Here is a 20,965-nt window from a genome sequence, read left to right on the forward strand (position 1 = left end):
GGAATTCGTCCACACGAAGTGGGGGGATGGACCGCAAGCAGCCTGACCTGATCGTGACGTGGCCGCCTTACAGCCCGTCGAGCACGGTGAGCAGTTCCTCGAGCAGGGCGTCGGCGCGATCTTCGATCTCGTCGAAGACGTCGGCGAGACCGTCCAGACTGTCGCGGGCCTGACGGCGGGCTGCAACACCTCGTAGTAGTGCCCCATAGAGTGGTGTAACCCGGTGACCAGCACCACAACCGACAGCGTGTCGCTGCTGGACGTGAAACGGTCACCGCGTGATCCTTCGAGTCAACCTTCCACAGAATCCTCGAACGGAGTCATCACGATGACCGCACCCCACATTGTCGACCCTGCGGGTGTATTGCACCAAGCCCTGACCGACGCGTCTCCCGACCTGATGCGCGAACTGCTACAAACCATGATCAACGCCCTGCTGTCCGCCGAAGCCGACGCGGTCTGCGGCGCCGAATGGGGCCGACAGTCCACCGAACGAGTCAACCAGCGCAACGGATACCGACGCCGCCCGCTCGACACCCGCGTCGGCACCATCGACGTCGCCGTCCCCAAACTCCGGTCCGGGACGTATTTTCCCGAATGGCTCCTCGAACGCCGTAAACGCGCCGAAGCGGCATTGATCACCGTGGTCGCCGACTGCTACCTGGCCGGGGTCTCCACCCGCCGGATGGACAAGCTGGTCAAAACCCTCGGCATCAACGCACTGTCGAAGTCCCAGGTCTCACGCATGGCCGAAGACCTCGACGAACAGGTCGCCGCGTTCCGGCAACGCCGACTCGATCACGCGGGCCCGTTCACGTTCGTCGCCGCCGACGCATTGACGATGAAAGTCCGCGAGAACAAGCAGGTCGTGAACGCAGTCGCGATGGTCGCCACCGGAGTCAACGCCGACGGGCACCGCGAAGTGCTGGGCCTGCACGTGGCCACCAGCGAGACCGGGCCGGCATGGAACACCTTCTTCGCCGACCTGGTCGCCCGCGGTCTGAGCGGGGTCCGGTTGGTCACCTCCGATGCACACCGTGGTCTGGTCGATGCGATCGCGGCGAACCTGCCCGGTGCTGCGTGGCAGCGATGCCGGACCCATTACGCGGCGAACCTGATGGGTGTGTGTCCGAAGAGCATGTGGCCGGCGGTCAAGGCGATGTTGCATTCGGTCTACGACCAGCCGACCGCCGATGCGGTCGATGCCCAGTTCGATCGTCTTGTCGAGTACACCGAGGACCGGCTCCCGGCGGTCGCCGAGCACCTGGGCAATGCCCGCCAGGATCTGTTGTCGTTCAGCGCATTTCCGAAGGATGTGTGGACTCAGGTGTGGTCGAATAATCCGGCCGAGCGTCTCAATCGAGAGATCCGACGTCGGACCGATGCGGTGGGGATCTTCCCCAACCGTGACGCGGTCGTCAGGTTGGTCGGTGCTGTTCTGGCCGAGCAGACCGATGAATGGACGGAGGGCCGGCGGTATCTCGGGCTCGAGGTGCTGGCTCGTTGTCGTGCTGTGGGCACCGCGCCGGAGAGTGTCGGGGAGGTGGTTACGGAACCTGCTGCCGCGATTCCTGCTGCATAGTCAGGACAGGAGAAGGGATCACCGTCCTACACCACCTTCTGGGGCTTGACCCACCTCGTTCGTAGTAATGCGGATCGAGGTCGGTCTCCGACTCAATCTGCACAGTCGGCTCATCGTTGCAATCGCTCTGCTTACGCAGCGGCAGCGGCGCACGGGCCCGTACCCGGCCGGACAAATGCTCCCGGACGATCGAGGCGATGGACTGCGCGGTCATCGGTTGCGGCATCAGCGGTAGGTGTCCCCAGCGGTCGATCGGGGTCAGCAGGGGTTGTCGGGCTTGGCGGTCGGTGAGCGCGACCTGCTCGACCTCGATCGGGTCGGTCAGGTGTTGGGCGAGCAGATCGGTGTTCGGGTACGCGTCGAGAAAGGCTTGGACCTCGGCCCACCTGCAATACATCCCCACCGCCGGGCTCGCGGCGGCGGCGGACTCCGTTGGAAGACATAGCCGTTCCCCGCTCTCGGTGGTGGCGACGAGGGTGCCGGCGTCGACGGTGATGTCGCCGCGGCGCAGCCGGGCCAGCCGGGCGAACGGCATCCCGGTCGCCGCCAGGGCCAGGAGGAGGGCGTCGCGGCGGCCGAACAGCCCGCTCGGCCAGCCGGTGGTGGGCAGCTCGGCGGCTTTGTGCAGCAGGAGCGGGGCGAGTCGGTCGTGCCGGGCGGCGCGGGCGGTGTCGAGGCGGCGGCGGACGGTTTCGCTGCGGCCGGGCGCCGGGTGGCCGCGGCGGGTGTGCACGGTGTTGATCGCCGACACGCGCCGCCGCTGGGTCGCGGGCGCGGCGGGATGCTCCCGCAGGAACACCGCGAGCGCCTCCGGGGTGGCCGGCAGGCACGGGTGGTCGGTGGCGGTGCACCAGTCGGCGAACAGTGCCCAGTCGTGCCGATAGCGTGCCGGGATCCGCAGGCCGGACACCGTTTCCGGGGAGTCGTCGAGTCGCTCAATCGAGGTACTCATGCCCGTTCACAGCCCCAGGTTGGTGACGGCATTGTTGATGAGGGGTGCGTGTTCGCGGGCGTAGACCTCGAGCATGGCGGGGGTGGTGTGCCCGGTCTGGCGCATGATCGCGTGCGCGGAGGCGCCGTTGCGGAAGGCCTGGGTGACGAACCCGGCCCGCAGCGAATGCCCCCCGAGCTGCTTCACGATCTCGGGGTCATAGCCCGCCGACTCGGCGCGGCGGCGGATCGCGTGGTGCACCGCCGCCCCCGACAAGGCGGTGTCGGAGAGGTGGCCGTTCTTACGGATCGACCGCAGCAGAGGTGATGCCGGGACCATGCGGGGGCGGGTGCCGCGGCACACGTGCGCCGCGAGCGGCTCGGCGCTGCGCAGCAGCCGGATCACCGCGGGCCGGCCGCCGGTGTCGAACGCGGCGACCACCTGCGCCCACCGCATCCACGCGCACGGCGGGCAGCTCGTATGGCTGGGGGTGAACGGCAGGGCGCGGACGGTGCCGCGGCCCTCCTGGTCGGTCTTCGATTTGCGCAGTTTGATGTGCAGGCCGTCGAGCCGGTGCAGGCTGATGTCCCCACAGGTCAGGGCGACGAGTTCGCTGCGGCGGAACGCCCCCGCGAACCCCAATAGCAGGATCGCGGTATCGCGGCGTTCGAGCACCTCGTCCGCCCAGCCCGCGCTGTTCGCGCGGGCCTTGTCGACGATGGCAAGGATGTCGGCGGTGAGCAGCGGGGCCCGCGGGGTGCGGGGCCGGTCGCCAGCGGTGGCGTAGCCGCGGCGGATCCCGGCCATCGTCGCTTTCACCAGGTCGTCGCCGGTGGGAGCCGGGTGTCCGGTCTGGCGGTGGTGGTGGGCGATCGCGGCGAGGCGATGGGCGAGGGTCGCCGGGGCGTAGGCCCGCTCCCCCGCCTCGGTGACGGTGTCGGCGCAGGCGATCAGGTAGGCGGCGATCGTGACCGGATGCGCCGGCACCGCCACATGGTTTTCCGCGGCGCACCACGCGGTGAAGGCCCGCCACGCCGAGGCGTAGGTGCGGCGGGTGCCCGCGGCCCGGGAGGCGGCCACCGACTCCGCGATCCGCGCCGCCGCGCCGGGTGCGAGGTCCGGCGCCGCGGGCCCCGCCGGGGTCCCAGGCACGACGAGCTGGCCGTCTCCTGCGTCGTTCGTCTCGAGATCCACGGGTGGCGACGCTACCGGACGGCTCCGACAGGGTTGTCCTCGCTCAATCTATCTGACGCAGAACGCGTTACCTGAGCTGCGATGCCACAACTTGGTTGGACGGCCGCAGGATCGAATCGTCCAAGTTAGTTGTCGCACATCGTCGAATCAGCCCACCGTTTCGGCGGGTCGAGTCCGGGCACCGGGACGATGCCTGATGTACCGCGTGAGCAGCGAATCGAACACGCCGGCTGGGACTGCGCCGTCGGTGACGGACTCCTCGATGAGACCCCCGATCGCATCCTGTTGACCGGGTGACTCCATCGTGAGCACCCGATTCCGCCACGCGGTGTCAGCCAAAGACGTCGTGAGCGCAACGACAATCGGGTAATCGGCTGCCCCGCAGATCGCTGCGGTCAGATACCACCGGTTGGGGTTGGGCTCGAGAACTTCCAACCGAGCCCCGAACCGTGCAACCGACACCGCGTGTCGCACAGCGTTGTCAGGTCCCGTCTGGTGTGGCGAGGCTGATTCTCGGTGAACTGCGGCTCGCCATGCGGGGTCTGTGCTGCCATGTGTCGTTGTTTCCCGTCTGAAGTGGCGGATTTCTGGTCGGGGTGGTGGGTTCGTGCGCGTGGCGGTCCGGGATGTGTCATCGGCTCGGGGTGTGGTGTCGGTAGGTGAATCTGTAGGTGTGTCGGTGCTGGGCTTGGTGTTGGTCGACCCAGCGGCGTAGGGGGTCGTTGTCGGTGTGCAGGCCTGCGGTCCAGCCGAGGAATCCGAGACGGTGGGCGATGTGCAGGTAGAACGGTCGCTGTTCGTGGACCAGCTCCGCGAGCCCGATCCGGCGACGCCAGGTCGGATCGATCAGGATTTCGGCGAGGATCACCGTCTCGGGCAGAACGAGCAATCGGGTCGGCAGCAGCTGTGGGGCGTGGTTGACGGCGTTGACCGCGTCCTCACGCGCGTTCCATCGCCGGGTGAGCCGCCGGTGCAGGAGCGGATCGGGGTTCCGCCGCCAGGCGATCATGATGTCTTGGGCGGTGTTGACATGGCTGGAAATCCAGTCGGGGTCCTCGTCGCTGCGAAACAGCTTGTCGCGCCGATGGATCGCTTTCGCGATCTCGGGTGCGGAGCTGAGGTTCACCGGCGGCTGTGCGGCGCACTCCCCGAGCCAGAGCTGATGCCGGCGGCAGTAGCCCTCGGCCGCCGACGAGTAGACCCTGATCACGGGAGCGCCGGGAATCTGTGCGATGCAGCGAGGGCAGTGCGTGCGCGTATGTGAGCTGACGCCGGCGAAATGCAGGCTGGGTGTGGCGGGGTCGATGGCATCGCGCCGCGGACCGGGCATCGGCAGGCTGCGTGCCAGTTGCTTCAGCGGGATGCCCGCGAATATCGCGAGCCGCTGCCGGGCGGCGAGGTTGAGCTGGACGTCCCAGTTCTTGAGGACCATGAATCGGTCCGGGCTGGTGTTGTCCGGGTGCCCGATCGACCGGAGCAGTGTTGTCGGCCTGACCAGTTCGTTCGCGGCAGCGAGCCGGAACACGAAGGACAGGGTCGTCTCGCCGCGGACCGGGCGAACCCGGAACGGCAGCGGGACGGCGGGCTTGTGCCAGAGCGGAAGAACGGTCATGACAGCGGCTTGCGGCGCGGGTCGTATTGATTGCCCGCAGCGATGTCGAGGATGACCGCTTCGAGGTGGGCTTTGGTGATCTTCTCGGTGCCGTCGCTGATGGCGTCGTTGGCGGCCTCGTAGATCAGCTGATCGAGGCTGCCGATCATGCCGCCGGTGCGGGCGTGCAGGTAGGGTGCCCAGTCGATCAGGGTTCCGGGTGTGTGGCGGTGCAGCCGCAGTGACTGCTCCATCGTGGCGACCAGCTTCTTCCAGTCGTTCTTGGCGGCGATGGTGTGGTAGGAGAACGGCCCGGTGGTGACCGGGATGAACCGGCCGGCGATCTGCCGGCCCCGGACGCCGGAGAACAGGTTGGTTTCTTCCAGGTCCAGACCGGAGTACACGAACGTGGCGGAGATCGAGTCGAAGAAGTATTTCAGCTGGTCGGATGCGTCTTTTCCCTTCTTCGTCGACAGATCCAACCGGTGGATCTCGTCGACCAGGACCAGCCGGGTGCCGGCCCGGCGCATCACCGCGGCGACCGCGTGCGCGAGGGCTTGTGGGGAGTCGTGGCGGCCGACGGGCAGTCCCAGGAACACCGCCATCTCCCCGGCCAGGGCCTTCGGGTCGGCGTCGGGTGGAATCACGATGTAGACCACCGGGATGCGGTCGGGGATCCCGGGATTGCGGCGTTCGAAGTCGAGCTGGAACCGGCGACCCAAGTGCGTGATCGACGTCGATTTTCCGGTCCCGCTGCCGCCGGAGACCAGCAAGCCCCGCCGGCCGAGCTGCTTGCCGCGGTTGTTGACGATCAGTTTCTGCCCGGTGTGCAGAACCTTGCGGATGTCGGGAGTGGCGACCAGCAGCAACGACGAGTGATAGTCCTGCCGGGCCTCGTCGTAGAGTTCCCGCTCGAGTTCGTCCATCCGCTCACGATCGCTGCCGGAGAGCATCTGCGGTGGTTGAGGATGGGCCGTGCCGACGAACGACGACCAGCCCTCCTTGGTGGCCAGCGGGTGCCGGGCATCGAGATGTATCGAGCTCACCAGCGGCCTTCCTGCTCGTCGAAGGCATCGAGCAGCCCGAACGGCACCACGGTCTCGGCGTCGGCCTCGATCGTCGGATCCGATTCCGCCTGGACCGGCGGTGCGGGCGGCAACGCCGGGGGCCGGGCCGGTTCGGGCAGGGCGGTGGGCCATCGGCCGACCTCGGTGACCTCCACGGGCAGGTGGTTGGGCATCTCGCGGGTGCACGCATGGCGAGCCAGCGGACGGCGGGTGTCGGGGCCGGCTTCGGCGCGGCGCAGCAGCGCGGCCAGGATCACCGCGACCGCCATCTCGTTGGCGTCGTCGACGCCGCGCTGCGCTGCCAGTTTCCGTGCTGCGCGCCAGGTGAAATCGGCGAACGGCTGCCGCACGATGTTCCGGTGCGTCCACGGGACGGTGATCCAGCCGCGGCCGCGGTGGTTCCGGACCCAGACCCGCGAGACGTCGTAGGGGTCGTAATGGACCTCCCAGCGGCCGCCCTTGGTGACGATGCCCGAGGATTCCCCGGCGAAACCGCGCAGCTCGCTGCTGTTGTAGGTGCGGTAGTCGATCTGAACACCGGCATCGCCGATGGCGCGCCATTGCGCCGGCAACAACTCGATATAGTCCTCGCCGGTCAAGGTGACCGGGACATACCCGGCCGCGGCGATCAGCGCCGCGTAGACATCGTTCGGTGACGCGTTCTCGGTGGGGGTGAAGGGGTGCCGCAGCCCCTCGTGCGGGCGGGTCTGCCAACCGGCCAGCACCCATTCGTCGAACAACTCCTGCAGATCCGCCAGCGACCAGACGGCGCGCTCGTCGACGTCGGTGCCGCGGCGGGTGACGTCGCGGCCGGTGTAGCCGGAAACATGCTGGCAGAACAGGGTATTGATCGAGGAGAAGGTGCGTTCGACGATGGCCTTGTCGGTCGGGGTCAGCACGTGCGCGGGCTGCACCGAGATGCCCAAGGTGTCCGCGGCGCGGGCGAACACCTCCGACATGAACACCTTGCCGTGGTCGATCACGACGGTGTCCGGGACGATCACCGGTTTGGCGGCCGCCATCGCCATCCGCGCGTCCAGTGTCACCAGCCGCCGATACGGGATCCGCGACGCCGCCAGCGCCAGCGCATGGTCCCAGCCCGGCCGCATCGGCTCGGGAACGCTCATCCGCGCCAGCATCAGCGCAGCGTCGACGGCTTTCGCGCCGACCGGCCGGAGCACTCCCGCGCCGATGGTGCGGGTGGCGATATCGACGGCCAGCACGAGCTCGGCGCGACCGATCACCCCGTTGTCCATCACCGCCATCACATCGATCGGGGTGGTGTCCAGATGCACCAGCTCCCCCGGCCGCGCGGCGGTGGCCGGGGTGTAGACCTTGTCGGGCCTGTGCGCCGCCGACCGGCGGGTGAGCGCCGAACCGAACGTGTGCCGGCCCTGGGCCAGCACGTCCAGCAGCCGGTAGAACGTCGTCTTCGACGGCATCGGCACCACCCCGGGCCCGTGTTCGTCGTCGAGCATCTGCTTCACCCTCGCGATGACCCGCGATTTCGTGCCCGTCGACGTGCCGGTCTGGGCGTCGATCACCGCCGTCGCCGCGGCAATCACCCGCGGGTCGACCTGCCCGGTCGGCGCGGCCGTCCTGGTGTAGCGGGTGTCGACCAGCCCCCACAACCCCTGCTCGCGGTAGCGCTGCCGCATCCGCTGCACCGTGCGGGCGCTGGTCTGGCGGCCGGCCGCGGTCAGCTCCGCGGCCTTTCGCGTCTCCCTCGACTTCAGCGAGAACACCGTCGGGTCGTACCCCGGCCGCGGCTGCGCATCCTCCGGAGTGTCCGGAAGCAGACCCGTCTCGACCTCGATCACGTGACGTTCCCAGTCCCTGGCCGCCTCCAGCACCTTCTCCGGCAGCGAGGCGAGCAAGTTGCTCGGCTCGATCTTCGGTGCCGGAGCCGCACCGACCAGTTCGAAGTCCTCCGCTGCCAGCAGGAACGACAACGCCACCACGCTCGATTCGCCCGCCTCGGACAACAAGCGGATCTTGGTACCCGAGAGCGCGACGACCGCGTGCGCCGTGCCCTCGAACACGACCCGGTCGCCGACCGACACCACCGGACGTGGCGACCTCATCACCACCCCTGCTCGGACAACGGCACCGACCGGGCACTCGCCAGATCCGCCACGTCCGCCACGTGCGGCGACACCCGCACCACCGTCCGATGGGACAACACCAGCGCCAGATCCGCGAGCAGCCAACGTCGCCACATCAAGTGATAGAGCACCGGCAAGGTGCCCAGCGGATCCCCGGCCGCCTCCGCGCCGTCGAGCAGCGGCTGCGGGCATGCGAACACCTGCAGCAGGTCCCGTGCCGTCGGCTCGTCGAAACAGCGGGGATGCCGGTAGCCGCCCAACCAACGGTGGTTCGCCGCCAGCACCGGGTCCAGCCGGTCCCACACCGCGTACTCCCAGCCGACATCGCCGCAGGCCCGTGCCGTCGCCGCGAACGCTTCCCGATCCCGGTCCTTGATCCGCTCGGACGGCCGTGAATCCAGCACCAGGGTGCGCCCGTGGTCGAGCCGGACCAGGAAGTCCGGGGTGTGCCGCCGCCTCCGGCGCGTGCCGGCGTCCCACAGCAGTGTGAACGGCTGCGACACCACATCCGACACGGTCGGGTCGAAATCCAACGCCACCAGATGATCCCGCTCCACCCACGACTCGAACCCGATCCGCCGGCCCAGCGTCGCCGACCAGTACCAGCCGGGGAAGTTCTTCTGCCCCCGGTACGACGAGAACGACCGCACCGGACCCCCGATCTGCGCAGCGACCTGTGGAAACGACTGCCACGGCAGCCTCCGCCGGTCACCGGAGACCGTCACGAACTCCACCTCGACCCAGCAATCACCCCGGGCACTCGCATCGTCTCGGAGCTCGGAAGCAGTCAGCACCGGAACATCTTCGCCACTTCCGGTGGGAACCCGCCACCGATCCGCCACTTCTCCCGGGAATCCGCCACCTCGATCGGGAACCGACACCCGGCGGGGTCTCGGGTACCGCGAGCGGCGCGTCTTGGGCGGGTTTCGGCTGGGTGTCCACGGGTGGGGACGGTACCGGAGGCCTCCGACACCGTCCCCGCGACCGGAAACACGCTCAGCTGGGGGTTCGCGTGAATAGATGCGTAAATGGCATTTTTCAGCGCCGACACCACGCGAACCGGGAGTGACATACCCCCAGGTCGTCGAGTCACCCGATTTTCCGGTCGTGGTGGGTTGTCCTTTGCCAGTTGTCCTTTGCCAGTTGATCTGAGGCATTGCCAGTGTGTCTGAGGCAAGTGCCGGGTTTTTGCCACTAAGTTGAGGCAGACCGTTTCCTACCTGCGTGTTCTGGAGGCTGTTGCCTTGGCTGGTGTCGCTGCCGTAGGGGCCGGGGAGGACTATCGAGTCGAGTTCGTGGGGCCGGGCGGACAGCGGTGTGAGGTTCCGTTGTTGACGTGTGCGACGGTGCGGTTCGAAGATGCGCCGCCGGTGCGCGGATTCCCGTCGTATCGGGGGCAGCGGAGCTTTCCCGGCCTGTGGTGGTCGGCGACGACGGGTTCGCATGTCGGGTACGAGTCCTGGATGGAGCGGGACTGGCTGATCGCCTTCGACTCGTGCCGTGAGGTGACGGGGATCGGTTCTCAGCCGTTTCGGTTGTCGTGGCGAGCGAAGAGAATCAAGCGGCACACTCCCGATTACTTCCTGCGGCTGCGTGACGGCGGAGCGGTCGTGGTGGACGTGCGCGCCGATACTCGGATCGACGCCGAGGATCGGATGGTGTTCGACACGACGGCGGCGGTGTGCGAGTTGCTCGGTTGGCAGTACCGCCGACTTGGTGAGATGAACCGGGTGCGGGCGGCGAATCTACGGTGGTTGTCGGGTTATCGGCACCTCCGCTGCCGACGGGCGGGGCTGGCCACGAAGCTGGCCGAGATCTTCGCCGTGCCGCGGCCGCTCTGGCTCGGCGCCGAGGATGCAGGCGATCCGATCGAGGTGTTGCCGACCCTGTTTCACCTGCTCTGGCACCAGGAGCTGGTGACCTTGCCCGACACGGAGTTGCTCGGGCCCGCCTCGCTGATCGGGCCCGGCCGTTGACCGCCCGAGCCGACGTGCTTGCGCCGGGTTGTCTTTTCCGGGTCGGTGGACGCGACCACGAGGTGGTCGAGGTGATCGGGTTCGATGTCCGCATCCGGGACGTGGCCGGAGTGGTGTCCACGGTCCCGACCGGGCAGATCCTGGCCGATGCGAGTTTCGAGCTGCTGACCTCGCGCCATGCGCCGCTGCCGCCCTCCGGTCGGTTGGCCGACCTGCCGGCCGAGGTCGCCGAGCAGGTCCGGTGGTGGGAACGTCACGTCCTCGAGCTGATTACGGGCCGGCCACCGGACGCTGCGCCCACGGCCGCGGGCGCCAAGGATTATGACCCGGCGACCACGACGATGCGGCAGCGAGAACAGGCGAAGGTCCGGGAGTTGGCCGCTGCGGGGACCGAGGTCAGCCTGGCGACCGTGCAGCGGATGCGTCTGGCCTACGAACGTGACGGACTCTGGGGCCTGGTCGACCGACGTTTCGCGCGACGGATGTCTCCGACGGGCCGGATCGATCCGCGCATTGTCGAGGCCACCCGCACAGCGATTGCCGGGGAAACGGACCGGTCCACCGGCACCGTGGCGCGGTTGCATCGCCGCGTCGGTCAGCTCTTGACCGAACTGCATGGTCCCGACGCGCCCGCGCTGCCGGCGCAGCGCACCTTCTACCGTCTCGTGGCCCGCCTGTCGGCAGGTCAGCACACTTTCGGCTCGGCACGCACCCGCCGCTCCCTGGCCAAACAACCCGACGGGCCGTTCGGCCTGGTCACCACTTCCCGACCCGGTGAGATCGTGCAGATCGACTCCACCCCACTGGATGTGCGTGTCGTCCTCGACGACGGCACGGTGGACCGGGTCGAGCTGACCGGGATGATCGATCTGGCCACGCGCACGGTCCCGGCCGCGGTGCTGCGACCGACGACGAAGGCGGTGGATGCGGCACTGCTGCTGGGCCGAGCATTGACACCGGAGCCGATGCGGCCGGGGTGGAGTGATGCGCTGCGCATGTCTCGGTCGGTGCTGCCGCACCGAACCCTCACCCGGGTCGATCAGCGCCTGGCCGACGCGGCGGCCCGGCCGGTGATCGCTCCGGAGACGATCGTCGTCGACCACGGCAAGGCGTTCTTGTCGCAGACCTTCCGGACGGCCTGCCGAACCCTGGGCATCAGCCTGCAGCCGGCGCATCCGGACACCCCGACCGACAAACCCGTCGTCGAACGCACCCTGCAGACGGTGAGCACCTTGTTCGCCCAGTACGTCGCCGGCTATGTCGGCTCCTCGGTCGAGCGACGCGGCAAGAACGCCGAACGATCCGCGGTCTGGTCGATGGCCGAACTGCAAGCGCTACTCGACGAATGGCTGGTCGCGGTCTGGCAGCACCGCCCCCACGACGGGCTGCGCGATCCCCTCACCCCGGACACCGCCCTGACCCCGAACGAAAAGTACGCCGCCCTTGTGCAGGTCGCCGGCTATGTGCCGGTGCCGCTCTCGGCCGACGACTACATCGAACTGCTCCCGATGACCTGGCGCACGATCAACACCTACGGCATCCGAATCAATCGCCGCACCTACGATGCCCGTGCCCTGAACCCCTATCGGCGCCAGCATTCCGGGATCACGGCCCACTCCGGCCGCTGGGAGATCCATCACGACCCGTACGACATCTCCCGCATCTGGGTGCGCAACCACCACAAGGGCGGGTGGATCACCGCGACGTGGACACACCTGCGCACCGCTCCAGCGCCTTTCGGCGATCTGGCCTGGCAACACGCTCGAACGATCCTCGGCCGACGAGGGCAGGACAAAGCCACCGAAGCCGAGATCGCCCAGGTCGCCGCCGAGCTGCTCGACCGCGCCGAGCAGGGACCGGCCGGAGCGGTCGCGGCCTCGACGGAGCGGCGCTCACCGCGTGATCGCAAGGTCACCGGACGCACCCGAGCAACGACCGAGCCGTCCTGGCCGAAACCCGATCCCGAACCGGAAGCCGTCGTCACCTCACCTGCCGAGACAGCACACGGCGAGGCCGCCACCGGCCCCGACGAACCGTGCGCGGCGGTCATCGCCCTGCCCACGTTCGATGCGCGGAAGGAAGCCGAATTGTGGCCATTTTGACCCCGGTCTGCCAACTGGAAAACCGCCGCCAACCGACCACCACACTCGAAGGATGGCGACGGTTCATCGAGGCCGAACCGTCGCAGTTCGAGTTGCTCCCCGAGCAGGACTGGAAGAGCCTCGACGACCGTGAACGGGTCGCCTACGACGAGGCGAGGATCGCCCACCACGCCGAACTGGTCGTGGTCACGACCTCCACGATCACCGAGATCACCAACGAGGGACGACTGCTGACGCTGCTCAACCAGCGGGAGATCGGGGCCCGACGGGGACTGATCGTCTCCGGCCCCGCTGCCACCGGCAAGACCACCGCGATCAAACAGTTGGGCCGGTTCCACGAGTTGCGGACCCAGATGCGGTTCCCCGGCACGAACCGCATCCCCGTCGTCTACGTGACCGCACCCCCGAAGGGGTCACCACGCAAGCTCGCCATGGAGTTCGCCCGCTTCCTCGGACTGCCACCCATGCGCGCCCGGCAGAACGTCACCGACATCGCCGACGCGGTATGCCAGGTCCTCATCGACGCCCGCACCGATGTCGTCGTCGTCGACGAAATCCACAACATGAACCTGGCCACCAGCGCCGGCGAGGACCTGTCCGACCACCTCAAATACTTCACCGAGCACCTCCCGGCCACCTTCATCTACGCGGGCATCGACGTCGAACGCTCCGGATTGTTCACCGGTGTGCGCGGGCAGCAGATCGCCGGCCGTTCCCTGCTGATCAACACCACACCGTTTCCCTGCACCACCGAGTGGAAACAGCTCGTCGGCGGTCTGGAAGCGACGCTGCGGCTGCACCGTCATCAGCAGGGAACCCTGGTCGCCGCCGCGAAATACCTGCACCAACGCACCGGCGGCATGATCGGCAGCCTCGGCCACCTCATCCGCGCCAGCGCCATTCGCGCTGTTCTCGAGGGCACCGAACAGATCACCCGGGCCCTGATGGACAACGTCCGCGTCGACCACGCCGTCGAATCGGCCACCCGCCGAGCCAGCAGCACCCACCGATGACCGAGACCTGGTTCGATCTCGTTCCTCGACAACAACTTCCCCGCACCACCGCACCATTTCGCGGCGAAACGCTCCACTCGTTCCTGCGCCGGCTGGCAGCGGTCAACCACATCACCGTCACCGATCTGCAGCCCCTCCTCGGGTCGACGACGGGAAAACGCCCCGACCCGCGGTGGTTGTCGATCGTCACCGGCTGGCCGGTGGCCGCCCTGGTCGACAGATTGCGCGGATTGACCGAACCCGAACCGCGACATCGCTTTCCCAGCGCCCTCTGTCGACTCTGTGCGGCCCGCCGCAACGTGTTCGACACGGTCATCGTCTACCCCGACGGGCACGTCAACGTCTGCCGTCGCCACAGACTCTGGATCGGAGGTAGTCACACTGCGCCGCAGTACGACATCACCCCGCTTCCCGAGCTGCGCACTGCGCAACGCACGCATCGGCGCCTGGCCCGCCGGCACGGCACGCTCGCCGCGGAAGCGGCCTACCGTGACGCCACCAGCATCATCCGCCGCTGGACGGACAGCGGACAGCACACCAGCCACCGTGATCGCCGCCTGCGGATCTGCTTCCCCGACCGACCCGAGCGGCCCGGCTGGCCCGAAACCGAGATGGCCGACTATCCCGAAGTAGTTGCCCTGACTGCGCTGCTGATCTCCGACACCTGGACAAGCAAGGCGGTCTCGCTCGGACCCCGCAAGAACACACTGCGCCAGTTCTACACCGAAGTCGGCCGTCGCCTCGATCTCGACATTCGGTTCGACAACATCGACGACCCGTTGGTCAGCTGGGTCAACGAACAGCAGCACGCCCTCGAACTCCAGCGCTACCGATCCGACCCCACCGGCACCCGCAGACGTCCACTTGCCTCAAGAATCTGGCGAGAACACCAGCAAGCGGTCTTGCCACATTCCTGAGGCACCGCAGGTCAGCGACCTTCTCGTGCCTCAGATCAAATGGCAAAGGACATTCGTGTCACCGGCGTGTCATTTTCCAACTTTCGTGTCACTCGGGCGGACACTGTAAAAGTGCCCCGGACCAGCGAGGTTGAGGTCAGGTACGTGCAGGAATCAGGTGCTCCTGTCGCGACGACCATCGCTGCAGCGGATCCCTGTCGGATGATCCAGGGACTACCTGTACGGAAGGTCCGCAGCCATCCCCGTCGGCGGCACTATGCCGGGATGTTCTGGTCGGCCACCAACCGTGCCCATGTCCTCTACGAGAGCCGGCTCGAGCTGGATGGGTTGTGGCTGGCGGACTATGCACCCGAGGTGGTGAGGATCGCGGCGCAGCCGATGTGGTTGTGCGGCCCGGACGGGAACGACATGCGCCGGCATGTGCCAGACCTGCTGCTACAACGCACAGACGGTGGATTCACGGTGGTCGATGTCAAGCCGGCCGAGTTCGCTCGTCGCGACGAGGTGGCGCAGGTGTTCGCGTGGACCGAGCGAGTGTGTGCCTCGCGGGGATGGTCCTACGAGGTGTGGTCGGGTGCCGATCCGGTGGTTCTGGCGAACGTCCGGACGATCGGGGCTGCCCGTCGAGTCGGGTGGGTGGCCTCTGGTTCTTTGTCAGCGATGGCAACGACGACGGCTCGCGTGGGGATGACCCTCGACGAGGTCAGTGCCTCCGCGAAGAACCCCGGCGGCCGGTTGGCGGTGTTGGCGATGTTGTGGTCTGGCATCTGGTCGGTAGATCTGTTGGTTCCGTTGTCCGGGCAGTCGGTACTGACGGCCGTGAGGAACGCACCATGACGAATGTTCTCGAACTTCGGCTGGGCGTGCAGGTGTGGGTCAACGGTTCCTCGTGGGAGGTCGTCGGATTGTCCGGCGCAGAGGTCGTTCTGCGATCTGGTGAAACATTGCAGCGGATGACGATCGCCGAGCTCGGTGCACGCAATAGTGCGATGGCCACGGCGACATCTGATCCGGATCCCGCCGCTCTCGTGCTGTCGTCGTTGACCGCGAAGCAGCGCGGTGAACTGGAGAAACGAGCCGAGCAGGTCCGCCGCGTACTGACAACCGTTGGTGGCGACGCAGCGCCGCTCAAAACGATATTGAGAGCAAAGGCCGAAGAACTCGGCGTGTCGGTACGCACCCTTCAGCGGTGGATCGCCGAGTACCGAACAGCCGGCATCGCCGGGCTGGCAGACGCCCGCGTCCGCAAAAGGTACGCCGTCGGCGTGGACCCACGGTGGGACGCCGCATGTGTGCGGGTCCTCGACCGTTACGTCACGTCCTCGACACCGACGATGGGCGCCGTCATCGATGTGATCGCTCGGGAACTGGAGGCCGAGTTCGGTCCGGGCGTGGTGCCGGTGCCGGGCAAGAGCACCGCCTACAACCGGCTGAAGGCATTGTCGAAGGGGCGGCACGCGTTCGGCAGCGCGAAAGGCCGCCGCTCGGTGGCCGACCGACCCCACGGTGTCCTCGGCCGACTACGCGCCACCCGTCCGGGCGAATACGTGGTGCTCGACACCACGCCCCTGGATGTGTTCGCGATGGAACCGGTCACCATGCGCTGGGTCGGGGTGGAATTGACCGTGGCGATGGACCTGTTCACCCGCTGCATCCTCGGCCTGCGCCTGACACCGCTGTCGACGCGTTCCCAGGACGTGGCGAATGTGCTGTACCAGTGCATCACTCCCGCCCGCGACCCCGGCCCGACTGCGGATCAGGTCTGGCCGTATCACGGGGTGCCGCGAAACCTGCTCGTCGGCACCGAAACCCCGGACGGGATCTCCCAGCAACGCATCGGGGATCTCCCGGCATGCCTGCCCGAGGCGATCGTCGTCGATCACGGCAAGCAGTACCTGTCCTCACACGTGATCGGAGTATGCGCCCGCCTGGGCATCACCGTCCAGCCGGCGATCCCGCACAAGCCCACCGACAAACCCACCGTCGAACGCTTCTTCCGCACCCTGCGCGAATCACTGCTGCAACACCTACCCGCGTACAAGGGCCCGGACGTGTACTCACGGGGCAAGGACGTCGAAGACGCCGCGTTCTACTACGTCAGCGAACTCGAGCAGATCATCCGGGAATGGGTCGGCCGGGTCTATCACCACACCTGTCACGACGGGCTGTGCGTGCCGGAACTGCCGCGGGTGGGGTTTTCGCCGAGTGAGATGTTCGAGATCGGCGTCGCCAAATCCGGTGGTCTGCTGTTGCCGGCGAATCCGGATCTGGCGTATGAGTTCCTCGACGTGCGCTGGCGGACGATCCAGCATTACGGCGTCGAGGTCGACGGACTGCGTTACGACGGACCCGGGCTCACCTTGTATCGCACCGCCCGTTCCCCCTATGGCGGTGTGAACGCCGGTAAGTGGCCGATCTTCATCGACAACCACGACATTCGGCACGCCTGGTTCCAGGACCCGGACACCCACAACTGGCATCAACTGGTGTGGGAACACGGCGCCTGCCTGAACCAGCCGTTCAGCAAGGACGCCGCCGACTACGCCAAACGCGTCGCCGTCCGCGAGCACCGCCACCTCGATCCCGCCGCCGCGGTCCGCGATCTGCTGCTCGCGTGGAGCCGCGACGATGTCGAGACGCGCCGCGACCGCGCTTTGGCCCGTCGCCTGAGTGCCCACCGCCCGCATCCGGAAACCGACGGACAGCAGTCCGGTATCGACGACGAACGCGACACTGCGTCCGTGCCGGGAGTCGCCGAACTGCTCGACGGACTCGCCACCGGTCGATATCAACGGTTGGAGGTGGTCGACGACATCGACGTGTTCGACCGGTACTACGCGGAGCATCCCGACGAGGAGATCTTCGAGGTGTTCGACGAATGAACCCCTGGGCCACCTGGCTGACGACGTACGGCACCGCCCGCTACCAGCTCTCCCGCAAGCAGGGATGGCACGCCTTCGCCACCGCCCCGGCCCGCCCGCCGTTCGATATCCTCACCCGCCCCGCGATGTCCCGGCTGTCGGAGGAGGACCTCGAGGACTACAACGAAGCCCGGATGGTGTGGAACGCGAACCTGCCGACGATCAAGACCAGCCAACTCGCCGCCGCCTACGGGATCTGCGATCAGGTGATGGCCTCGGCCTATCGGGACGGCGACAAGCTGCGCGGCTCGGTGGTCATCGACGCCGAACCCGGCCTCGGCAAGACCACCATCGCCACCCGCTACGCCCGCGACTTCCACCGCCGCGTTCTCCGCCGCGACGGACCCCTCACCGCGGAAGGGCATCAACGGTGGCCGGTGGCGTTCATCCCGCTCAGCGCCGGGGTCACCCTCAAAGGCCTCAACCAGCAGATCCTGCGCTTCTACGGGCATCCGGCCGTGGACCGTGCCTCCACCTCGAAACTCGGCGCCCTGGCGGTGGACTGCGTGACCTCCTGCGGGACCCGGTTGATCGTGCTCGACGATCTGCACTTCGTCGACTTCCGACACCGCAACGGACTCGAAGTGTCCAACCACCTCAAAGGTTTGGCCAACGACATGGCCGCCACCTTCATCTACGTCGGGGTGAACCTGACCGCCAAACGCTTCTTCGACGAAGGCCTGCTCGGTGAGCACACCGTCTATGCCCAGACCAGCCGCCGCGCCACCCGCTGCCCGGTCGCCCCGTTCGGTATCGACACCGACACCGGGATGCGCGGCTGGCTCGCGCTGCTGCGCACCGCCGAAGAGCACCTCGTTCTCGCCGACGCTCGCGCCGGGATGTTGTGCGAGCACGCCCGACTGTTGCATCGCCGCACCCAGGGGCGGATCGCGTCGTTGACGAATCTGCTCGACCGGATCTCGTATCTCGCGATCGTCACCGGCGTCGAAGCCGTCACCGCGGAGTTGATCGCTACCGCGACCGTCGACAATGCCAGCGAATCCGCTGCCCGCACCGGCTGAGCCCGGCGCGCCTCGACCGGACACCACCCGAGATCCGGAGACAGTCGTGGCGATGTGGGTGGAGCGGTGGCCGATCACCGTGCACCTGCACCGCGGTGAGTACCTGCCGGGATGGCTGATGCGCGTCGGTGCGCGGTATCGGCTCTCTCCACTGCAGATTCTGCGGGAGTTGCAGGTGGTGCAGCGCCCGGTCGCCTATCACCGCGTTCTCGACTACCTGAGCGCGAACCAGCGGCGGATCGCCGCTTACCTCGGCGTCCCCATGGGTGATCTGTCGCTCGCTTTGTGGGGGACACCGATCGATGCCGCCGCGGCCCGTTACCTGGTCCATCACTGCCAGACTCGACCCGACCCCGCGGGGTCGCGGTACTGTCCCCGCTGTCTGGCCGAACCCGATCCGTGGTGGCACGCATGCTGGGCGAATCCGCTGCTGCCGATCTGCCTGCGCCACCAGGTGTATCTGCGGACGGTGTGTCCCGGGTGCGGTCAGATGCCGTGGACCGGCACCGCATGGATGGGCAATGTCGCGGTGCCGTGGTGGTGTCCGCAACGCCAACCTCGCGACCCCGCCCAGCGACCAGGACGTGTGCGGCCGTTCTGCCGATACGACCTGCGTGATGTCCCAGCGCTGTCTGCACCGGAGACGATGTGCACCGCCCAACAGAATCTGATTGAGTTCGGCGCCCTCGCCGACCGGCAACCGAGCCGCCGGTTGCGCTACGGCACCGTCGATGTACCCATCACCGAAGCCCTCGACCGGCTGTGCCAACGATTTGCCCACACGCTCGGGCATTCAGTTGAGACGAAGGAACAGTCCGAGGCTGTTTGAAAGGCGAGACTCGTTCCGTTGACCGCATGACGGTCTTTGAGTGTCGGAGTTCTGCTGCACACTCTCGGCATGGCAACGATGAGCCCGACCCAGGCACGTGAGTACTGGAAGGCACTGGTGGACAATGCGGCGGCGCTCATCGCCGATGCGAATGTCTTGCTCAACGCAGAATCCTACGGACGTGCCCGCTCACTGACTGTGCTTGCTCAAGAAGAACTCGGTAAGGCTCTGTGGGTCTATGACTCGTTCCACCTGGCGTGGAGCAAGGGTGATGAGGTGCCCCGCACCGTCGGCATGCTCGTCCAACACGGACGCAAGCACACCGAGAAGTATCTGGAAGCTTTCGTGTTCGGAGACGAGTTGGCCGCTTTCTGGGGCGACTTCGATGCCGAGTTCGCTGAGTTTCACGACGCCGAGTCATGGGAGGAGGCTCACGCCCGGAGGAGACTGGAAGCCGAAACTGCCTCCCGGCAAGCGAACGTCCAGAAGCAACTCGGTTTCTACGTAGACCGGGACGCCGACGGCACGATTCATTCACCCGCCGGCATCGAGGCGGGGACTATTCCACAGGATCTGCAGACCGCGGCTCGAGTAGTTGAGATGCTGCTGATCAAGGACCACAGCCGCATGAAGTTCGACGCGACGACACCGTACGACAGTACGCACCCGCAGCAATTCCGGCTCCTGCCGATCTCACACCCGGACGATTGGACCGAAGCGTCCGAAGATTTCAAGCGGGGTCCGGATCTGCCGCCTGCGTGACGCATGAGATATCCGGGCCATGGGTTCTCGCCGGCCTGTCAGAGTCTATTCGTCAGGCGCTGTTTCGGTGACGGTGATGCTTCCACCTCCCGGGACCGCGGTTGTCGGTGTCGATTTGTGGAGCTCTTCCGGGAACGGGTTCCTGCCACGAACCGGCCCAGCGCCTGGAACGCCTGCCACCGAATGCTCGAGGGTACCGAAACCGCTCACTGCCGGTAGCGTTTCCAGAATGTATCGTGCGCTCCTGAAGAAAACCGGAATTGTTGGGCTACTGCTGGTTTTAGCAGCATGCGGGGGAAGCGACGAGGAGCCGAACGAGGCAGTATCCCGCGACAGCCTCCTGCTCACGACGGAGGACCTTCCCGGCGGAACGCAGACCGCTCGGTTCACCGAGCCGGAACAGTTGGTGATGAACCTGCTGCTGGACACGCCCAGTGACGTCGGGTTGCCGATCGACATCACTTACGAACCCGCGGAGTGTGGCGAGCAGTCGAGCTACGCCGACGAAGCCCGGCTGACTTTGAGCAACGTCGATACGACATCGATGATGGGCGCATACCTGGACAACGAGCGTTCCTATCTCGCGCTGGTCAGTGATGTGCCACTCGATATCGCGCAGGTCGCAGATGCTCACACAGGATCGTGTTCGACGTACAGGATGGGCTCGCGGACCATCACAACGTCGCGACTGGACCTTCCTCCAGCGATCGCAGCCGAGGACGCCGTCATCCTCTACGAGGTCTCTGATCCAGATAATCCGGATTGGTCAAATGACGAGGTCCTTTACGGCTACGCATCTGTCGACGGGTACACGGTTGCTGTCTTGGGCATGAACGGCAAGGAGTTCGAACGGGAGTTCACCGAGTTCTTCACGAAGGCCGTCCTGAAGGTAAGAGACCGCTAGCGGGGACTGTCCGGTGAAGGTCGGTCTATCGATCGTCGGGGTTGTCGAG

At 67.0% G+C, this 20,965-nt stretch carries 18 protein-coding genes; 12 read left to right on the forward strand and 6 right to left on the reverse strand.

What is annotated here, in order from left to right; translation table 11 throughout:
• Positions 1-58 precede the first annotated feature (58 nt).
• Both QNA09_RS00645 and QNA09_RS00650 read left to right on the forward strand, forming a co-directional pair.
• Entirely contained in the window at positions 59-196 is a 138-nt protein-coding gene (locus QNA09_RS00645) for a hypothetical protein (RefSeq protein WP_308071911.1), read from the forward strand.
• Between the two features lie 132 nt (positions 197-328).
• Positions 329-1,582, forward strand: a complete 1,254-nt coding sequence (locus QNA09_RS00650) for an IS256 family transposase (protein WP_012477009.1) — start codon at positions 329-331, stop codon at positions 1,580-1,582.
• On the opposite strand, the gene QNA09_RS00655 is transcribed toward QNA09_RS00650, so the two are convergent.
• From QNA09_RS00655 to QNA09_RS00680, 6 genes are all read right to left on the reverse strand, one after another.
• Positions 1,548-2,534: a hypothetical protein gene (locus QNA09_RS00655; protein ID WP_308071912.1), complete on the reverse strand. Its 987-nt coding sequence runs from the start codon at positions 2,532-2,534 to the stop codon at positions 1,548-1,550. The two genes, QNA09_RS00650 and QNA09_RS00655, sit on opposite strands and share 35 nt — an antisense overlap.
• Before the next feature lie 6 nt (positions 2,535-2,540).
• Positions 2,541-3,707, reverse strand: coding sequence for a site-specific integrase (locus tag QNA09_RS00660; protein WP_072636212.1), 1,167 nt, complete (start codon positions 3,705-3,707; stop codon positions 2,541-2,543).
• A 631-nt stretch (positions 3,708-4,338) separates the two neighbouring features.
• On the reverse strand, positions 4,339-5,319 hold the full coding sequence (locus QNA09_RS00665; protein ID WP_010596657.1) for a TniQ family protein: 981 nt from the start codon (positions 5,317-5,319) through the stop codon (positions 4,339-4,341).
• Entirely contained in the window at positions 5,316-6,344 is a 1,029-nt protein-coding gene (locus QNA09_RS00670; protein ID WP_010596658.1) for a TniB family NTP-binding protein, read from the reverse strand. Before QNA09_RS00670 ends, QNA09_RS00665 begins: the two co-directional genes overlap by 4 nt.
• Entirely contained in the window at positions 6,341-8,449 is a 2,109-nt protein-coding gene (locus tag QNA09_RS00675; protein WP_040273180.1) for a Mu transposase C-terminal domain-containing protein, read from the reverse strand. The genes QNA09_RS00670 and QNA09_RS00675 overlap by 4 nt, the downstream gene beginning before the upstream one ends.
• Entirely contained in the window at positions 8,449-9,204 is a 756-nt protein-coding gene (locus QNA09_RS00680) for a TnsA-like heteromeric transposase endonuclease subunit (protein ID WP_048774404.1), read from the reverse strand. The genes QNA09_RS00675 and QNA09_RS00680 overlap by 1 nt, the downstream gene beginning before the upstream one ends.
• Before the next feature lie 612 nt (positions 9,205-9,816).
• Here QNA09_RS00680 and QNA09_RS00685 point away from each other — a divergent pair.
• The 10 genes from QNA09_RS00685 to QNA09_RS00730 all read left to right on the forward strand — a co-directional run bounded on the left by QNA09_RS00685 (position 9,817) and on the right by QNA09_RS00730 (position 20,916).
• Positions 9,817-10,446 (forward strand): TnsA-like heteromeric transposase endonuclease subunit, encoded by a 630-nt coding sequence (locus tag QNA09_RS00685; RefSeq protein ID WP_308071913.1) that lies wholly within the window; start codon positions 9,817-9,819, stop codon positions 10,444-10,446.
• A 62-nt stretch (positions 10,447-10,508) separates the two neighbouring features.
• Positions 10,509-12,548 carry a Mu transposase C-terminal domain-containing protein gene (locus QNA09_RS00690; protein ID WP_374121858.1) on the forward strand — a complete coding sequence of 680 codons (2,040 nt, stop codon included), beginning with the start codon at positions 10,509-10,511 and terminating at the stop codon, positions 12,546-12,548.
• On the forward strand, positions 12,536-13,561 hold the full coding sequence (locus tag QNA09_RS00695; RefSeq protein WP_161996674.1) for an ATP-binding protein: 1,026 nt from the start codon (positions 12,536-12,538) through the stop codon (positions 13,559-13,561). Before QNA09_RS00690 ends, QNA09_RS00695 begins: the two co-directional genes overlap by 13 nt.
• Entirely contained in the window at positions 13,558-14,478 is a 921-nt protein-coding gene (locus QNA09_RS00700; RefSeq protein ID WP_161996673.1) for a TniQ family protein, read from the forward strand. The genes QNA09_RS00695 and QNA09_RS00700 overlap by 4 nt, the downstream gene beginning before the upstream one ends.
• 201 nt (positions 14,479-14,679) lie before the next feature.
• Positions 14,680-15,315, forward strand: a complete 636-nt coding sequence (locus QNA09_RS00705; RefSeq protein WP_308071954.1) for a TnsA-like heteromeric transposase endonuclease subunit — start codon at positions 14,680-14,682, stop codon at positions 15,313-15,315.
• Positions 15,312-17,360 (forward strand): helix-turn-helix domain-containing protein, encoded by a 2,049-nt coding sequence (locus QNA09_RS00710; RefSeq protein ID WP_308071915.1) that lies wholly within the window; start codon positions 15,312-15,314, stop codon positions 17,358-17,360. The genes QNA09_RS00705 and QNA09_RS00710 overlap by 4 nt, the downstream gene beginning before the upstream one ends.
• Positions 17,357-18,421, forward strand: coding sequence for an ATP-binding protein (locus tag QNA09_RS00715; protein WP_308071916.1), 1,065 nt, complete (start codon positions 17,357-17,359; stop codon positions 18,419-18,421). Before QNA09_RS00710 ends, QNA09_RS00715 begins: the two co-directional genes overlap by 4 nt.
• A 118-nt stretch (positions 18,422-18,539) precedes the next feature.
• Positions 18,540-19,250 (forward strand): TniQ family protein, encoded by a 711-nt coding sequence (locus QNA09_RS00720; protein ID WP_308071917.1) that lies wholly within the window; start codon positions 18,540-18,542, stop codon positions 19,248-19,250.
• A 69-nt stretch (positions 19,251-19,319) separates the two neighbouring features.
• On the forward strand, positions 19,320-20,012 hold the full coding sequence (locus QNA09_RS00725) for an AbiV family abortive infection protein (RefSeq protein WP_308071918.1): 693 nt from the start codon (positions 19,320-19,322) through the stop codon (positions 20,010-20,012).
• Positions 20,013-20,241: 229 nt separating this feature from the next.
• Positions 20,242-20,916, forward strand: a complete 675-nt coding sequence (locus QNA09_RS00730; protein WP_308071919.1) for a hypothetical protein — start codon at positions 20,242-20,244, stop codon at positions 20,914-20,916.
• The last annotated feature ends 49 nt before the right edge of the window (positions 20,917-20,965 follow it).

Source organism: Rhodococcus sp. AH-ZY2 (assembly GCF_030916465.1).
Taxonomy (GTDB): domain Bacteria; phylum Actinomycetota; class Actinomycetes; order Mycobacteriales; family Mycobacteriaceae; genus Rhodococcus; species Rhodococcus ruber.